The organism is Streptomyces sp. NPDC060027 (genome assembly GCF_042737005.1).
In the GTDB taxonomy this organism is placed as follows: domain Bacteria; phylum Actinomycetota; class Actinomycetes; order Streptomycetales; family Streptomycetaceae; genus Streptomyces.
The window spans coordinates 1-15,102 of sequence record NZ_JBHWVI010000214.1; the positions used below are offsets into that span (position 1 = coordinate 1).

Here is a 15,102-nt window from a genome sequence, read left to right on the forward strand (position 1 = left end):
CTTACGCTCGCGGAGCCGGCGTTCGGCACCCGGATGCTTCTCGACCTTTCCCGTCCGTTCTCATACGGAGGTGTCGCCGTGGACGTGCACTGCCCGAACTGCGGAGGACCGCTGCAGAAGTTCCGCAAGCTCACCAAGGACGAGGAAGAGGCGGTGCGCAAGATCAAACAGGTGGACGACCCGGCCGCCTACCACCGCTGCACCCGTCCGGGCTGCCGCCGCTTCCAGCGCTGGAGCAACTGGCGCGACGGCGACAACTTCCCCGAGCCCGACGCCACGTAGTCCGCCGCCGGTGGCGGACCCCCGGTGGCGGAACCCCGGGACCGGCCCCCTGACCGGCACCGGACCGGAGCCGCCTACAGGTTGCTGAAGTCCGGGCCCGCCGTGCGCGTGCGCTTGATCTCGTAGAAGCCCGGTACCGAGGCGACCATGAGCGTGCCGTCCCAGAGCTTGGCGGCTTCCTCGCCCTTGGGGGCCGGGGTGACGACCGGGCCGAAGAAGGCGAGCTGCTCGCCGTCGGCGCCGGGCACGGCGATGACCGGGGTGCCGACGTCCTGGCCGACCTTCTCGATGCCCTCCTTGTGGGAGGCGCGCAGCTCGGCGTCGAACTCGAAGTCCGCCTGGTCGGCGTAGTCGATCAGGTCGGCGGGGAGTCCGACCTCTTCGAGGGCGCCGGCTATGGCCTCCTTGGTCGGGCCCGTGCCGTCGTTGTGGAAACGGGTGCCGAGCGCGGTGTACAGCGGGCCGAGGACGTCGTCGCCGTGCTTCTGCCAGGCGGCGGTGACCACCCGGACCGACTGCCATGCCGTGGTCGCGAGCATCTCGCGGTAGTGGTCGGGAAGCTCGTCCAGCTTGGGCTCGTTCAGTACGGCGAGGCTCATGATGTGCCAGCGGACCTCGATGTCGCGGACCTTCTCCACTTCCAGCACCCACCGCGAGGTCATCCAGGCCCAGGGGCACAGCGGGTCGAACCAGAAGTCGACGGGGGTCTTGCCGGAACTGGTCTGAGCGGTCTGCTCGGGCATGGCTCTCCTCGGAACGCGGTCTTTCCGAGGCCAACACCGGCACGCGTCCGCACCATTCCCGCGCGTCCGTGTGATTCCCGCGCGTCGGCGCGATTCCCCGGTGTCTCCGCCGTCGCAGTGCCCGGCGTCAGGGGCACATGGCAGGATCGGTCCTGTTCGCGCATGTCTATGACGCCATGAGGGAGTGCAGCCGTGCCCGGTGAGAATCTGTCCCGCGACGAGGCCCAGGAGCGGGCGGCACTGCTGTCCGTCGACAGCTACGGCGTCTTCCTCGACCTGCGCTCGGCCGTCGGGGAGCCGGAGCGCGGAGAGGCGGCCGGCGAGCCCCGCACCTTCCGCTCGGTCACCACGCTCCGCTTCCGCTGCGCCGAGCCGGGCGCGGCGAGCTTCGCGGATCTGATCGCTCCGCGCGTGACGACCGTCACGCTCAACGGCAGGGACCTCGACCCGGGTGAGGTCTTCGACGGCTCCCGCATCCGGCTGGAGGACCTCGCCGCCGAGAACGAACTCGTCGTGGACGCCCGGTGCGCCTACTCCCGCACCGGCGAGGGCATGCACCGCTTCGTCGACCCCGAGGACGGCGAGGTGTATCTGTACACGCAGTACGAGCCCGCCGACTCCCGGCGCGTCTTCGCCAACTTCGAGCAGCCGGACCTCAAGGCACCGTTCCGCTTCGAGGTGCGGGCCCCCGAGGGCTGGACCGTCTGGAGCAACGGCTCCGGTGAACTCGCCGACGGTGTGTGGAAGTTCGCCGAGACGAAGCCGATCTCGACCTACATCACGGCCGTCGTGGCCGGCCCGTACCACTATGTGACGGACTCCTACTCCCGCGCCTTCGACGACGGTACGACGCTGGAGATCCCCCTCGGCGCGCTGTGCCGCAAGGGCCTGGCCCCCCACTTCGACGCCGACGACGTGTTCCTGGTGACCAAGCAGGGGCTGGACTTCTTCCACGACCACTTCGACTACCCGTACCCCTTCGGGAAGTACGACCAGGCGTTCGTGCCCGAGTACAACCTCGGCGCGATGGAGAACCCGGGTCTCGTCACCTTCCGCGAGGAGTACATCTTCCGCGGCAACGTGACGCAGACGTCGTACGAGGCCCGGGCGAACGTCATCCTGCACGAGATGGCGCACATGTGGTTCGGCGACCTGGTGACCATGGTGTGGTGGGACGACCTGTGGCTGAAGGAGTCCTTCGCCGACTTCATGGGCACGTTCGCCAACGTCGGCGCGACCCGCTTCACCGACGCCTGGATCACCTTCGCCAACCGCCGCAAGGCCTGGGCGTACCGCGCGGACCAGCTGCCGTCCACCCACCCGATCACGGCCGACATCCGTGACCTTCAGGACGCCAAGCTGAACTTCGACGGCATCACCTACGCCAAGGGCGCCTCGGTCCTCAAGCAGTTGGTGGCGTACGTCGGACAGGACGCCTTCCTGGAGGGCGCCCGCCGCTACTTCAAGCGGAACGCCTACGGCAACACGCGGCTCGGCGACCTGCTGTCGGTCCTGGAGGAGACGAGCGGACGGGACATGGCCGCCTGGGCCGGTTCCTGGCTCCAGACCGCGGGCGTCAACTCCCTCACCCCGCAGGTGATCCTGAGCTCCGACGGACGCGTCACCGAGCTGGCGATCCTCCAGGATGCCCCCGAGTCGCACCCCCGACTGCGCCCGCACCGCGTCGCCGTGGGCCTCTACCGGCGGCAGTCGCTGCGCGAGGGCGGGGACGGCTCGCTCGTCCGCTACGCGCGCGCCGAGGTGGACGTCGACGGGCCGCGCACGGTCGTCACCGGACTGGTCGGCGCGGAGGCCCCCGACCTCGTCCTGGTCAACGACGACGACCTCACGTACTGCAAGATCCGCTTCGACGAGGGCTCGCTGGCCACGCTGCGGGACGCGCTCGGCGAGATGACCGACCCGCTCGCCCGTGCCCTGTGCTGGTCGGCGCTGTGGAACCTCACGCGCGACGCGATCCTGCCCGCCCGGGACTTCATCGGCCTGGTGCTGCGTTTCGCGGGCCGCGAGTCCGACATCGGCGTGCTCCAGATGCTGCACGCCTGGGCGAACTCCGCGCTCGTCCACTACGTGGCGCCCGACTGGCGCGCGGAGGGCGGGCGGTTGCTCGCCGAGGGTGCGCTGAAGGAGCTGCGGCTCACCGAGCCGGGCAGCCAGCACCAGCTCGCCTGGGCCCGCTTCTTCGCCGACATCGCGTCGGAGGAGGCCGATCTTCAGCTGCTCCAGGGCCTGTTGGAGGGGACCGCCAAGATCGACGGGCTGGAGGTCGACCAAGAGCTGCGCTGGGCGTTCCTGGAGCCGCTGGCCGCGCAGGGGGCCGCCGATGAGTCCGTCCTCGCCGCCGAACTCGCCCGCGACGACACGGCGTCCGGCAAGCGGCACCAGGTCCGCTGCCTCGCGGCCCGCCCCTCGGCCGCGGTCAAGGCCCAGGCCTGGGCCGCCGTCGTGGAGTCCGACGCGCTCTCCAACGCCCTCGTCGAGGCGACGATCTCCGGCTTCGCCCAGCCGTCCCGGCGGGAGCTGCTCGCGCCCTACACCGCGAAGTACTTCGCCGCGATCGACCGCGTCTGGGCGGAGCGGTCCATCCAGATCGGCATGGACGTGGTCAGGGGGCTGTTCCCCTCGCTCCAGGACTCCCCGGAGACCCTGGAGGCGACGGACGCCTGGCTCGCGGCGCACGAGGACGCGCCGCCCGCGCTGCGCCGGCTGGTGCTGGAGGCGCGTGACGATCTGGCGCGGGCGCTGCGGGGGCAGGCTTGCGACATCGCCGCGGCGGGCTGAACCCCGCTCCGCGCGAACCCGCCCCGAGGGCACCGGCGCCCCGCGCGTCCGGTGCCCTCGCCGGTGAACTGATCCGATGCGCCCACTGGTTACGAAATGCAGGTATTCAGAGCCGTAACCCGTATTAATCTCCGTCCGGACCAGCATCTTTCGGCAATCGAACGCCCGTACTTTAGGGCGCGCTTGTCCCGATTCGCCGACGGGCGTGTAACAACGGTTAGAGGGCGGCTCCCCGGCGGGAAACCCCGGGGCATGAACCACATCCCCCCGCTCTCCCCCCGCCCCCTGCGCCACCTGTCCCACGTACAGCGCCGGGTCCTGACCACCGCCCAGTTGCGCGGCCAGGGCGTGACCGGCGCCGACGCCAACGAACGCTGCCGGCCCGGCGGACCCTGGCAGCGGATCCTTCCGGGCGTCTTCCTTCTGCGCCCCGGCCCGCCCACCACCGAGGAGCGGCTGCACGCGGCGCTGCTGTACGCCACCCGGTCCCCCGCCCCCGCACGGGCGGTCCACATCCCCGTCCAGCCGGGCGCCGAGGAGCCGCACCCCGCCCCGCCCTACGCGGACGCGCTGATCACCGGGCCGGCGGCACTGGCCCTGCACGGCTTCACCTCCGCCGCGCCGCTGCTCTCCCGCGGCACGATCGACGTGCTGGTTCCCCGCATGCGCCGGCTGCGCTCGACCGGCTGCGTCCGCATCGTCCGCACGCCCGCGCTGCCGGCCCCCGCCTTCGTGACCGGGGTCCCGGTCGCCGCCGTGCCCCGGGCCCTGGCCGACGCGGTCGCGGAGCTGACCGACGCGGGCGCCGTGCTCCGGCTGCTCACGGAGGCGGTGCGCGGCGGCCACTGCGAACCGGCGTCGGTCGTCAAGGAGTTGACGGCGGCGCGGCTGCTCGGCCGCCCGCAGGTGGTGGACGCCGTGGACTCGCTGAAGGCGGAGGGCAGGGCGATCGCGGAGACCCGCCTGTACCGGATGGTCCACGAGCACGGGCTGCCCGACCCGGTCTGGAACGTCGACCTGCGGCTGCCCGGCGGCCCGCGCCTCGGCGGTCTGGACGCGTACTGGCCCGAGCAGGCGGTGGCGGTCGAGCTGGACACCCGCACCCCGCGCCAGGACCGGGACGCCGGGTGGTCCGAGTACGCCCGCAAGCGCGAGCACCTGGAGCGGCTCGGCATCACCGTCGTCCACATCACCCCGAGGAAGCTCCATGAGGCGATGGAGCAGCAGGCCACGGTCGTACGGACCGCGCTGATGGCCTCGAACGACCGCGATCCGGCGGCGTATGTCGTGGTGCTGCCCCGGTAGTGACGGACCGGGTGGTGCCAGGTGGAGAGGGAAGGGGCCGGCGAGGGTCCGCGAGGTGGTCCCGCCGGCCCCTTCCCGCGTTCCGGTGGCGTTGTCAGTGACCCGATCTACTGTGGGGCGAGCAGAAGTTCCCCGGCCGGACTCGGCCGCCGTGACGAGCAAGACGAGAGATCAGGAGAGCCTGATGACGACCCTGCCCGATCGCCCGAACACCGCGGTGCTGGTGATCGACATGCAGCACGGCGCGGTGGACGGCGCTCACAACGTCGACAGCGTGATCGCGAACATCAACACGCTCGTGGCCAAGGCCCGCGCCGAGGCGGTGCCGGTGATCTGGGTGCAGCACTCGGACGACGGGATGAAGCGGGACAGCGAGGCCTGGCAGTACGTGCCGGAGCTGGTCCGCCGCGACGGGGAGCCCGTCGTCCACAAGAACTACGGCGACTCCTTCGAGGCCACCGACCTGGAGGAGCTGCTCGCCGAGCGTGCCGTCGGCCATGTCCTCGTGACCGGCGCCCAGACCGACGCCTGTGTCCGCTCCACCCTCCACGGCGCCTTCACCCGCGGGTACGACGTCACCCTGGTCGGCGACGCCCACACCACGGAGGACCTCACGGCGTACGGCGCCCCCACCCCGGCCGAGGTCGTCGCGCACACCAACCTCTACTGGAAGTGGCAGAGCGCGCCCGGCCGGCGCGGGGACACCGTCGAGACGGCGAAGGTCAGCTTCGCGACGGGCGACGCGGACCAGGGGCTGCCGTCGGTCCACGGCCGGGCCGAGAGCTGAGGCCCGGCCGCGCGAACGGCTCGACGGGGATCACCGAGCCCGCCGACACGGTCGTCGTCCGGCTACTTCCCGCAGAACTCCGCCTCGATCACGGCGTCGCTGTCGCCCGACCAGTCCCCGTTGAAATTGAAGGCGAGGGAGTGGCGGCCGTCCGCCGTGGTGACGGCCGAGGAGACCGAGCCGTGGATGCCTCCGTCGTGGCCCCAGACGTGGACGCCGCAGCTCAGCTCGCGGTCGATGAGGCCGAGGCCGTAGCGGGCGTTCGGGATGCCGTCGATCTCGACCGTCGTCCTCATCTCGTCGAGCTGCTCGCGCGGCAGGAGCCTGCCCCTCAGGAGTGCCGTGTAGAAGCGGTTCAGGTCGGCGTTGTCGGAGATCATCTCCCCCGCGGAGGAGGCGAGGGTGGGGTTCAGGGTGGTGACGTCGTACGTCGGTCCGGTCGTCGTCTCGGCCAGTTTGGAGTACGCCCTGCCGCTGGGCCGCGGGACGGTCACCCGCGTGCCGGGGACCGACGTGGCGTGCAGGCCGAGGGGTTCGATGATCCTCTCCCGGATCTGCGAGGCGTAGGAGTGGCCGGTGACCTTCTGGATCACCATGCCGGCCAGGACGTAGTTCGTGTTCGAGTAGCTCCAGGACGTGCCCGGCGCGAAGTCCGGCTTGTGGGACAGCGCGATCCCGACGAGCTGCCCGGGTGTCGATGTGTCGTAGCGGTGCCGCAGGAAGCCGTCCTTCAGGAAGTACGTGCGGACGAAGCCCTCGTCGGCGGTGTAGTCGAAGACTCCGCTGGTGTGGTTGAGGAGTTGGCGGACGGTGATCGCGGTGCCGTCGTTCCCGTTGCCCCGCACCACGCCCGGCAGCCAGTGGTCCACCGTGTCGTCCAGTGACAGCCGTCCCTCCGCCTCCAGTTGGAGCAGGACGGTGGAGACGAACGTCTTGGTGATGCTGCCGACGCGGTAGCGGTCGGCGGCGGAGCGCGGTGCGCCGGTCCGCAGGTCGCCGACGCCCGCCGTGGCGGACCAGGCGCCGTGCCGGTCCCCGGCCGTCGCGGTCACGCCCGGCACACCGTCGCGCACGGCCGCCTCGACAGCCTGCCGGGTCGGCGCGTGGTCCCCTCCCGCATGGTCCCCTCTCGCGGGGGCCGCCACCGCGGGTCCCGCCAGTGTCGCCGCGATCGCCACTGCGGTCGCCCCCACCAGTCCCGTACGTACCCTCATGTCGTCCCCATCTCGCCGTTCGACCTGGTCGACGGGACGGACACGAGGGCGCGGTCACGGGTTGCCCGGCCGGGGCGCGTTGAGCCGTTTTCAGCCCTTCTTCAGGATCAGCTCGGTGTTGCGGTCGCGGGAGGTGCCCGAGAGGTCGGTGCGGGCCCCGGGCGTGTTGAAGGAGATCTCCCGGTAGAGCGCCGCGAGGCCGGTCTGGGTGAGGTCGGAGAAGTCCGTGGTGTGCGGGGCGGCGGACTCGATGAGGGTGGTGAACAGGGAGAGCGTGCCGTCCTTGTTGTCCACCAGCTCGATGACGCGGGCGAGTTGGGGGAAGTCGACGTGCGAGGCGGTGGAGATCTCCCAGAAGGAGCGGTTGCCGGGGGCGGCGTGCGGGGTGATCTGGTTCTTGTGGGAGTGGCCGTTCACCCAGGCGAGGGTGTTGCCGAAGCCGGCGAGGAGGGCGACGACCTCGTCGCCGCCGTGCCGCTTCTCGGCCGGGCGGGCGGGGTCCGCGTAGGTGTTGCGCATCGTCTTGCTGGTGTGGTGGCTGAAGACGATGACGTACCTGTCGTCGTTCTCGCGCAGCGTCCTCTCCAGCCAGCGCAGCTGCGCCGTGCCGATGGAGCCCTCGTAGTGGCCGCCGGGGTCGGTGGTGTCGAGGCTGACGCCGATGACGTCCTCGGCGATCCGGAAGGTGTAGTACTGGGTGCCCGCGGCGAGGTTCGCGGAGGAGTAGCCGTGCCCGATCGGGCCCGGTCCCGTGTACGCCGGGTCGAGGTGGGCCTTGACGTACTCGGCGGGCGTGAAGGGGGCGCGCTTCTCGTCGGGCGTGACCGAGCGCATCTGCCGGGTGTGCGCCCTGAGCAGGTCGCGGACCTCTTTGCCCTTCGGGCTGGTGCCCTTCTTCAGGCTCTTGGCGAGCGCGGCGCACTCCGCCGAGCCGACCGACATCAGCTTCTTGCCGCCGACGGCGAATTCGGTGAGGTACGAGTCGCCGCGCGTGGCGTAGCAGCCCATCGGGAGCGCGTCGTGGTTGCCGACGGTGGAGTACCAGGGCAGGCTCAGGCCGGGACTGCGCAGCTCGCGGATCGCCGCCTCCAGGAAGCCCTGGATGCGCGGGAAGCCGCGCTGCTTGTCGGCGTCACGCAGGGCCGCGTCGGGCTGCCAGTACGTCTTGAGGCCAGAGGCCTGGACGCCCTCGTAGTGCCGCGGGTCTCCGCTGTTCGGGCTGATGCGACCACCGCTCATGGCCTTGAGGAACCACTCGAGCTCCGTCCTGGAGTTGTTGTCCGTGTTGTCCCCGGTGGTCATGACGAAGTGCAGCGGAGAGCCGGTGACGGGGGCTCCCCGCAGGGAGTTGACGCGTTCCACCAGCGAGACCGCGCCCGCGACGGTCAGCGTCTCCTGCGGACGCCAGGCGCTCGTGTTCTGGGAGCGCAGGAACTCCAGGCGCAGCGGGTGCTGGGTGTCGGTCAGGTGCAGGTCGGTGAGCTGCACGAACGCGGCGAGTGCGGTGCGCCGGTCGGCGCGGCCGTTCTTGCCCGCGGCCAGTTCGTCGCGCACGACTCGCTTCCAGCCGGCGCCGTCACCGAGCCGGCGGTACCCGGAGGAGCCGGAGCGCGGGGCCGCGACGCCGCTCAGCGTGGTGCCGCGGGTGTACGGGACCAGCTCGGCCGGTGCCTGCGGAGCGGCCGAGCCGGCCTGGGCCCTGGAGCGGGCGACGGAGTCGGCGACGGTGGCCTGCTCCGGAACCGCGGCGTGCGCGGGGGACTCCGGGCGCAGGGCGAGTCCGATCCCCGCGGAGAGGGACACCGCCCCGGTGGCGGCCAGCAGGGTGCGGCGGTTGAGGGCGGGTACGGCAGCGACAGAGCGTATGCGCGGCATGGCGCGGTCTCCCCGAGTACGAACGCGTCGGCAGTGGCCGCGGGGCGCTCGACTGGTGAACTCCCCGCTCATACTGGATCGTTGGCATCGGGGATGACCTGCGCGTTAACTGGGCGGCAACGGGCAGCGCCGATCACCGTACGTGGATCTTGGCGCACCCTGGCCGTCCATGGAGTCCTGTCCGAACGGCCGGTGGCCGGTCACTCCGCGTTCATCTTCCGGGGTAGGGGAGGTGATTCCGGGGCTGTCGCCCCCCGTTCACGGGTTGGCCGGCGAGTACGCGGGGGCGGACCAGCGCAGCGGGCTGGCGGCGGGCGTCTCGACGGCTTCGGCGAGGGTGAACCGGACGGTCCGTTCTCCGTCGGGGGTGAACTCCGTGCGGGCCGTGCCGGTCAGCTGGAGCACCGCCCCCGATGTCCAGTCCAGGAAGAGCAGACCGGCGCGCGGGTCGGCCGCCAGGTTTCCCAGGGTCAGGAACATGGAGTTTCCGGCGTAGTCGCGCCAGCTCAGTTCGCCGGGCGCGTCGACGCGTACGAAGCCGGGGTTGCCGCCGCGGTGGCTCGCGTCGGCGCCGTGCGGGTGGACCGTGGCGAGGAAGAAGGTGTCGGCGGCCTCGACGAACTCCCGCTGTGACGACGTGAGTTCCGTGCCGCTCCGGGGAACGCCCGCCGGGCGGTCGACCGTCTCGTACGCCTCCCTCTTCTGGAGGTACTTGGGGCAGTTGGCGAAGACCTGGTCGGCTTCGACCGCGAAGCCGCGCGGGGTCGGCCGGACCCGGCCGTTGAGGCGCATACGGCGACGGGTGCGCGGGTCGAGGGCGAGGGTGCCGACGGGAGTACCCGGGGTGGCGAGCGCGTCCGTGAGCGGATCGCCGGCCCGGAGCCCGCCCGCGACCGACATCCGGTGGGGTCCGGTGGCGCGCACGAATCCGGGCCGCCCGGTGAGCAGCGAGGCCCATACGCCGCTGTTGCCCGGGATCGCCCCGCTCCGGGAGCCGATGCCGTCCGGGGCCGCATCGCCCTCCGAGCCGGAGCCCTCGCCCGGGACCGCCGAGCCGGAGCCCCTTCCGGGACCGGTGCCGATTGCGGAGCTGCCGCCTCCGGCCTCCGAGCCGCTCTCCGGGGCCGCCGCGCCGACGACCAGCATCGGCTGCAGTTCGAGGAAGGCGGCGGCCACCGGGCGGATGCCCTGGCCGATGGCCCGGCCCACGTGATCGGCGAGATCACGGACACCGACGCGGTCCTGCATCGCCCGCGAGCCCGAGTGATACGTCATGACCGCTCCTCGCCCTAGAAGAAACCGCAGGTCGGCGCGGTGGCGTTCGGCACCGGCGCCTCCTCGGCGCCGCTCGCCGCGAAGATCTCCAGACGGGTGCCGTCCGGGTCGTGGAAGAAGATGCCGCCCGAGGCGGATCCCTCACGGTGGGCGACCACGCCCTCGTGGGCGAACGTCGCGCCGTAGCCGCGCAGGGCCGTCTCGTACTCCCTGACCCGCTCGACGGAGTCGACTTCGAGGGCGAGGTGGTGCAGGCCCGCCAGGCCGGTGTCGTACGTGCCCCTCGCCTGCTGCCAGAGCGTGAGCACCGGGCGGCCGTCCCCGGTCGGGGAGCCGAGGAACGCGTACCGCCGCGCCCCGTCGTCGCCGTCCTTGCCCTCGCCGAGCACCCCGAAGCCCAGGACGTCGCGGTAGAAGGCGAGCGAGCGGTCGAGGTCCGTGACGTTCAGGCCGATGTGGCCGGTGCGCAGAGTCATGACGGTCCCCTTCTGTCGTCGGCAGCCCCCAGAGAGGCTAACCCTTGTCATTGACATTAAAGGTTAGGATCGAGAGCGTCAACCGGTGACCTACTCTTGAGCGGTTAGCAGCGAAGGGAGAGCCCCCATGTCCATCACCCCCGACCCCCGCCCCCTCACGGGCGAGCCGGTCTCGCTCGACCTCCTCAACACCCGCTGGAACCACGAGGGCGTGGTACGGGACCTGCTGAACGGCACCGAGGGCCTCGCGGTGTGGCTGGCGGGCAACGGGCTCGACCTCCCGGCCGACGACACCGTCCTGCGGCACACGCTCGAAGCCCGCGACGCCCTGCGCGCGGTGATCGACGCACCCCGGGGGCCGGACGACGGGCGGGACGGGACCGAGAGCGACGGGGACCCGGCGGGGATCGGCCCCCGCCTCCCGGCGCAGGCCGCCGCCCGCGTCGACGCCCTCCTCGCGCACGGGCGCGTCCGGCTGACGCTCACCGACCGGGGACCGGGCGAGACACCCGAGTTCGACGACCCCTCCTGGGGGCCGGCCTGGCTCGCCGCGCGCAACTACCTGGAGCTGCTGGCCACCGCCCCGGACCGCATCCGCCGCTGCGCCCACGACGCGTGCATCCTGCACTTCTTCGACACCTCGCGGAACGGCACCCGCCGCTGGTGCTCGATGGCGGCCTGCGGTAACCGCGCGAAAGCGTCCCGCCACTACGCGCGCACAAAAGAGAGCTGAATCGACAAAGCGAGACATCCATCCTGTCCGGGATATCCACGCATAGGGCGCTAACGCCGACATGACGCATGGCGGAAGTGCGCCATGGCTTCATCCCGCCACGGTCAACTCTCCCCAAACAACTGTCCCTTGGGTAAAGCTGAGCGGTCATCCGGGTTCACATACCGGACTGACACGACCGGTCCGTCAGCAACGCCGGAACCGGCCGCTCCACGCTCGTTCCTTTACCTACAAGGGATGCAGATGACCTCCGACCCTCAGCGCGCTCCGATATCGGGCGCGAGACGCGTGGCCCGCATTGCCGTGGCCGCGGGCCTGGTGGCCGCGCTCTCCGCGGCCGGGCCGATACCCATGGCCTTCTCCGCGGACACGGACGCGCCCACGGCCGACCCGGGCACCAAGTCCGCCGCCGCCAAGCTCGGTTCGTCCGACGCCGACCTCCTCACCGAGGCCAAGGCCAACGGCGACAAGAACGTCACCATGATGATCGCCACGGCTCCCGGCCAGACCGAACAGGTCGCCAAGGAGCTGGACGCGGTCAAGGGCGGCTCGGTGGGCCGCACCTACGACAAGCTCGGCTACGTCCGGGCGACCGTCCCGACGGGCAGGGCGGACTCGGCCATCGCCGCCGCCGCGAAGCTGTCCTCGGTGCACGGGATCGACCTGCGCCAGGAGATCGCGCTGGACGACCCGACCCCGAGCGCCGACACGGCCAAGCACGGCAGCAACAACTCGACGGCCGCCACCTACTCCGGTCCCGGCAAGAAGACCCCCGCCGAGAACCCGTACAACCCGTCCTTCGAGACGGGTGCCGTCGACTTCGTCGACGACCACCCGAAGGCGGACGGCCGGGGCATCACCATCGGCATCCTGGACTCCGGCGTCGACCTGGGCCACCCCGCCCTGCAGAAGACCACCACCGGCGAGCGCAAGATCGTCGACTGGGTCACCTCGACCGACCCGATCCTCGACAGCGACGGCACCTGGCGCCCGATGATCACCCCCGTGGCCGGGCCCACCTTCACGTACAGCGGGAAGACGTGGACGGCGCCGGCGGGTTCGTACGAGATCAGCACGTTCCGGGAGTCGGCGACGACGGGCGGCGACGCCGCGGGCGACGCGAACCGCGACGGTGACACCACCGACGCGTGGGGCGTGCTCTACGACCCGGCGGCGGGCACGGTCACCGTCGACCTGAACAACAACAGCGACTTCACCGACGACGCGCCGATGAAGCCGTACAAGAACGGCTTCCAGATCGGCTACTTCGGTACCGACAACCCGGCGACGGACGTCGTCGAGCGGCAGCCGTTCGTCGTGGAGATCCGCAAGGACGTCCCCATGGACCCGTACGGCGGGACCTGGGTCGGCAAGACGGCGGACTTCGTCAACATCGGCGTCATCGAGTCCGAGCACGGCACCCACGTCGCCGGCATCACCTCGGCGAACGGGCTCTTCGGCGGGAAGATGAACGGCGCCGCGCCCGGCGCGAAGATCGTCTCCTCCCGTGCCTGCACCTGGACCGGCGGCTGCACCAACATCGCGCTCACCGAGGGCATGATCGACCTCGTCGCCAACCGCGGCGTCGACATCGTCAACATGTCCATCGGCGGTCTGCCCGCGCTCAACGACGGCAACAACGCGCGCTCCGAGCTCTACACGCGTCTCATCGACACCTACGGCGTCCAGCTGGTGATCTCCGCGGGCAACTCCGGCCCCGGCGCGAACACCATCGGTGACCCGGGTCTGGCCGACAAGGTCATCTCGGTCGGCGCGACCATCTCCAAGGAGACCTGGGCCGCCAACTACGGCTCCCAGGTGGAGAAGAAGTACGCGATGCTGCCCTTCTCCTCGCGCGGCCCGCGTGAGGACGGCGGCTTCACGCCGACACTGAGCGCGCCCGGCGCCTCCATCAACTCCACCCAGACCTGGCTGCCGGGCTCCCCGGTCGCCGAGGCGGGCTACACCCTGCCGGCCGGCTACTCGATGCTCCAGGGCACCTCGATGGCGTCCCCGCAGGCCGCGGGCGCCTCGGCGCTGCTCCTCAGCGCGGCGAAGCAGAAGGGGATCGACCTCACCCCGGCCACCCTGCGCACCGCGCTCACTTCGACCGCCGACCACACCAAGGGCGTTCAGGCGTACGAGGAGGGTGCGGGCCTCATCAACATCGGTGACGCCTGGGACTCCATCAAGGACGGCGCCACCGCCCACGACTACACGGTCAAGGCACCGGTCGACACCGCGATCGACTTCGCGCTGAAGACGCCGGGCTTCGGCACCGGCCTGTACGACCGCGAGGGCGGCCTCAAGGCGGGCGAGCGCAAGACGTACGACATCACCATCACGCGTACGTCGGGCGGGGACCGGGCGATCCGGCACGAGCTGTACTTCGAGAACAACGCCGCCGACACCTTCCGGATCGTCGGCTCGGACGAGGTCAGGCTCCCGCTGAACCAGCCGGTGACCGTCAAGGTCCAGGCCGCGCCGAAGTCCGCCGGTCTCAAGAGCGCCATCCTCGAGGTCGACGACCCGCGGACCGAGGGCGTCGACAAGCAGATCCTGTCGACCGTCGTGGTCTCGGCCCCCGTCAAGTACACCTACGCGGCGTCGAGTTCGGTGCAGCGCAACAGCAGCACCTCGTACTTCGTCACCGTCCCCGAGGGCGCCAAGGCCCTGGAGGTCGCGATCGGCGGGCTCAAGGACAAGAGCCAGACCCGGTTCATCGCGATCCACCCGTACGGCGTTCCGGTCGACAACACCGGTACCCCGTACTGCTACAACAACTACCTCGACGGCAACGGCTGTGCGCCCGGCGTGCGTTCGTACGCCGACCCGCAGCCCGGCGTCTGGGAGATCGAGGTCGAGGCGCGCCGTACGTCGCCGCTGCTCGACAACCCGTACAAGCTCGATGTCGCCGTGCTCGGCGCGGCCTTCGACCCGGCCGTCGTGACCGTCCCCGAGGCCAAGGTCGGCACCCCGGCCACCGCCTCCTGGAAGGTCACGAACAACTTCGCCGCGCTCGACGGCAAGCTGAAGGGCGGCCCGCTCGGTTCCTCGAAGAACGCGCGGCCGACCATCGCCGACGGCGCGACGCAGATCAGCACGGTCGAGGTGCCCGCGGGCGCCGCGTCGCTCGACGTGGTCATCGGCAATGTCTCGGACAACGCCGCCGACCTCGACCTGACGGTGAAGAACGCCGCCGGGACCGTCGTCGGCTCGTCCGCGGACGGCGACTCGGAGGAGGCCGTCTCCATCGCCTCCCCCGCCGCCGGGACGTACACCATCGAGGTCGCGGGCTACTCGGTCCCGTCGGGCTCGACGGCGTACGACTACCAGGACGTGTTCTTCTCGTCCGCCCTCGGCACGGTCTCGGTCGACGACTCCACCCCGGTGAAGCTCGCGACCGGTGCCTCGGCCACGGTGTCCGGTTCGGTCACCGCCGCCGCGGAGGCGCCCGAGGGGCGCGAGTTCTTCGGGCAGGTCCAGCTGGTGAACGCGCGCGGCACGGTCGCGGGCCTCGGCAGCGTGAAGATCGAGAAGGTCACGCCGTAACGGAGTGACCCCCCGGCCGCGTGAGCGGTCCCGGGACACGGGGCGGGCGCCCGGAAACGGG

At 71.2% G+C, this 15,102-nt stretch carries 11 protein-coding genes; 6 read left to right on the forward strand and 5 right to left on the reverse strand.

Annotation, left to right across the window (positions count from 1 at the left end; all coding sequences use genetic code 11):
- The coding region (locus ACFWBT_RS34895; RefSeq protein ID WP_385706975.1) for a hypothetical protein at positions 1-282 on the forward strand (282 nt) is incomplete at its 5' end.
- 74 nt (positions 283-356) lie between these two features.
- Here the strand turns inward: ACFWBT_RS34895 and ACFWBT_RS34900 are convergent.
- Entirely contained in the window at positions 357-1,025 is a 669-nt protein-coding gene (locus ACFWBT_RS34900) for a DsbA family protein (RefSeq protein WP_385706976.1), read from the reverse strand.
- 192 nt (positions 1,026-1,217) lie between these two features.
- On the opposite strand from ACFWBT_RS34900, the gene pepN reads away from it, so the two are divergent.
- From pepN to ACFWBT_RS34915, 3 genes are all read left to right on the forward strand, one after another.
- The gene (gene pepN / locus ACFWBT_RS34905; protein ID WP_385706977.1) at positions 1,218-3,824 is read left to right on the forward strand and encodes an aminopeptidase N; all 2,607 of its coding nucleotides are present in this window, start codon (positions 1,218-1,220) and stop codon (positions 3,822-3,824) included.
- A 252-nt stretch (positions 3,825-4,076) separates the two neighbouring features.
- Positions 4,077-5,129, forward strand: a complete 1,053-nt coding sequence (locus ACFWBT_RS34910; RefSeq protein WP_385706978.1) for a hypothetical protein — start codon at positions 4,077-4,079, stop codon at positions 5,127-5,129.
- Between the two features lie 184 nt (positions 5,130-5,313).
- On the forward strand, positions 5,314-5,916 hold the full coding sequence (locus ACFWBT_RS34915; RefSeq protein WP_385706979.1) for an isochorismatase family protein: 603 nt from the start codon (positions 5,314-5,316) through the stop codon (positions 5,914-5,916).
- Between the two features lie 62 nt (positions 5,917-5,978).
- Here the strand turns inward: ACFWBT_RS34915 and ACFWBT_RS34920 are convergent, their stop codons facing one another.
- The 4 genes from ACFWBT_RS34920 to ACFWBT_RS34935 all read right to left on the reverse strand — a co-directional run bounded on the left by ACFWBT_RS34920 (position 5,979) and on the right by ACFWBT_RS34935 (position 10,756).
- Positions 5,979-7,130 carry a serine hydrolase domain-containing protein gene (locus ACFWBT_RS34920; RefSeq protein ID WP_385706980.1) on the reverse strand — a complete coding sequence of 384 codons (1,152 nt, stop codon included), beginning with the start codon at positions 7,128-7,130 and terminating at the stop codon, positions 5,979-5,981.
- 90 nt (positions 7,131-7,220) lie between these two features.
- Positions 7,221-9,005, reverse strand: coding sequence for a TIGR03767 family metallophosphoesterase (locus tag ACFWBT_RS34925; protein ID WP_385706981.1), 1,785 nt, complete (start codon positions 9,003-9,005; stop codon positions 7,221-7,223).
- A gap of 258 nt (positions 9,006-9,263) precedes the next feature.
- Entirely contained in the window at positions 9,264-10,280 is a 1,017-nt protein-coding gene (locus ACFWBT_RS34930) for a pyridoxamine 5'-phosphate oxidase family protein (RefSeq protein ID WP_385706982.1), read from the reverse strand.
- Between the two features lie 14 nt (positions 10,281-10,294).
- Entirely contained in the window at positions 10,295-10,756 is a 462-nt protein-coding gene (locus tag ACFWBT_RS34935) for a VOC family protein (RefSeq protein WP_385706983.1), read from the reverse strand.
- 127 nt (positions 10,757-10,883) lie between these two features.
- Here ACFWBT_RS34935 and ACFWBT_RS34940 point away from each other — a divergent pair, with 127 nt between their 5' ends.
- Positions 10,884-11,489: a CGNR zinc finger domain-containing protein gene (locus ACFWBT_RS34940; protein WP_385706984.1), complete on the forward strand. Its 606-nt coding sequence runs from the start codon at positions 10,884-10,886 to the stop codon at positions 11,487-11,489.
- Positions 11,490-11,732: 243 nt separating this feature from the next.
- A complete protein-coding gene (locus tag ACFWBT_RS34945; RefSeq protein ID WP_385706985.1) occupies positions 11,733-15,041 on the forward strand; it encodes a S8 family serine peptidase in 3,309 nt (1,102 codons plus the stop codon).
- The last annotated feature ends 61 nt before the right edge of the window (positions 15,042-15,102 follow it).

Bases quoted from the DNA above. Each gene is read 5' to 3' on its own strand.
- ACFWBT_RS34900 (WP_385706976.1), bottom strand. From the start codon at position 1,025: ATGCCCGAGCAGACCGCTCAGACCAGTTCCGGCAAGACCCCCGTCGAC.
- ACFWBT_RS34915 (WP_385706979.1), top strand. From the start codon at position 5,314: ATGACGACCCTGCCCGATCGCCCGAACACCGCGGTGCTGGTGATCGAC.
- ACFWBT_RS34925 (WP_385706981.1), bottom strand. From the start codon at position 9,005: ATGCCGCGCATACGCTCTGTCGCTGCCGTACCCGCCCTCAACCGCCGC.
- ACFWBT_RS34945 (WP_385706985.1), top strand. From the start codon at position 11,733: ATGACCTCCGACCCTCAGCGCGCTCCGATATCGGGCGCGAGACGCGTG.
- ACFWBT_RS34930 (WP_385706982.1), bottom strand. From the start codon at position 10,280: ATGACGTATCACTCGGGCTCGCGGGCGATGCAGGACCGCGTCGGTGTC.
- ACFWBT_RS34935 (WP_385706983.1), bottom strand. From the start codon at position 10,756: ATGACTCTGCGCACCGGCCACATCGGCCTGAACGTCACGGACCTCGAC.
- ACFWBT_RS34920 (WP_385706980.1), bottom strand. From the start codon at position 7,130: ATGAGGGTACGTACGGGACTGGTGGGGGCGACCGCAGTGGCGATCGCG.
- ACFWBT_RS34940 (WP_385706984.1), top strand. From the start codon at position 10,884: ATGTCCATCACCCCCGACCCCCGCCCCCTCACGGGCGAGCCGGTCTCG.
- ACFWBT_RS34910 (WP_385706978.1), top strand. From the start codon at position 4,077: ATGAACCACATCCCCCCGCTCTCCCCCCGCCCCCTGCGCCACCTGTCC.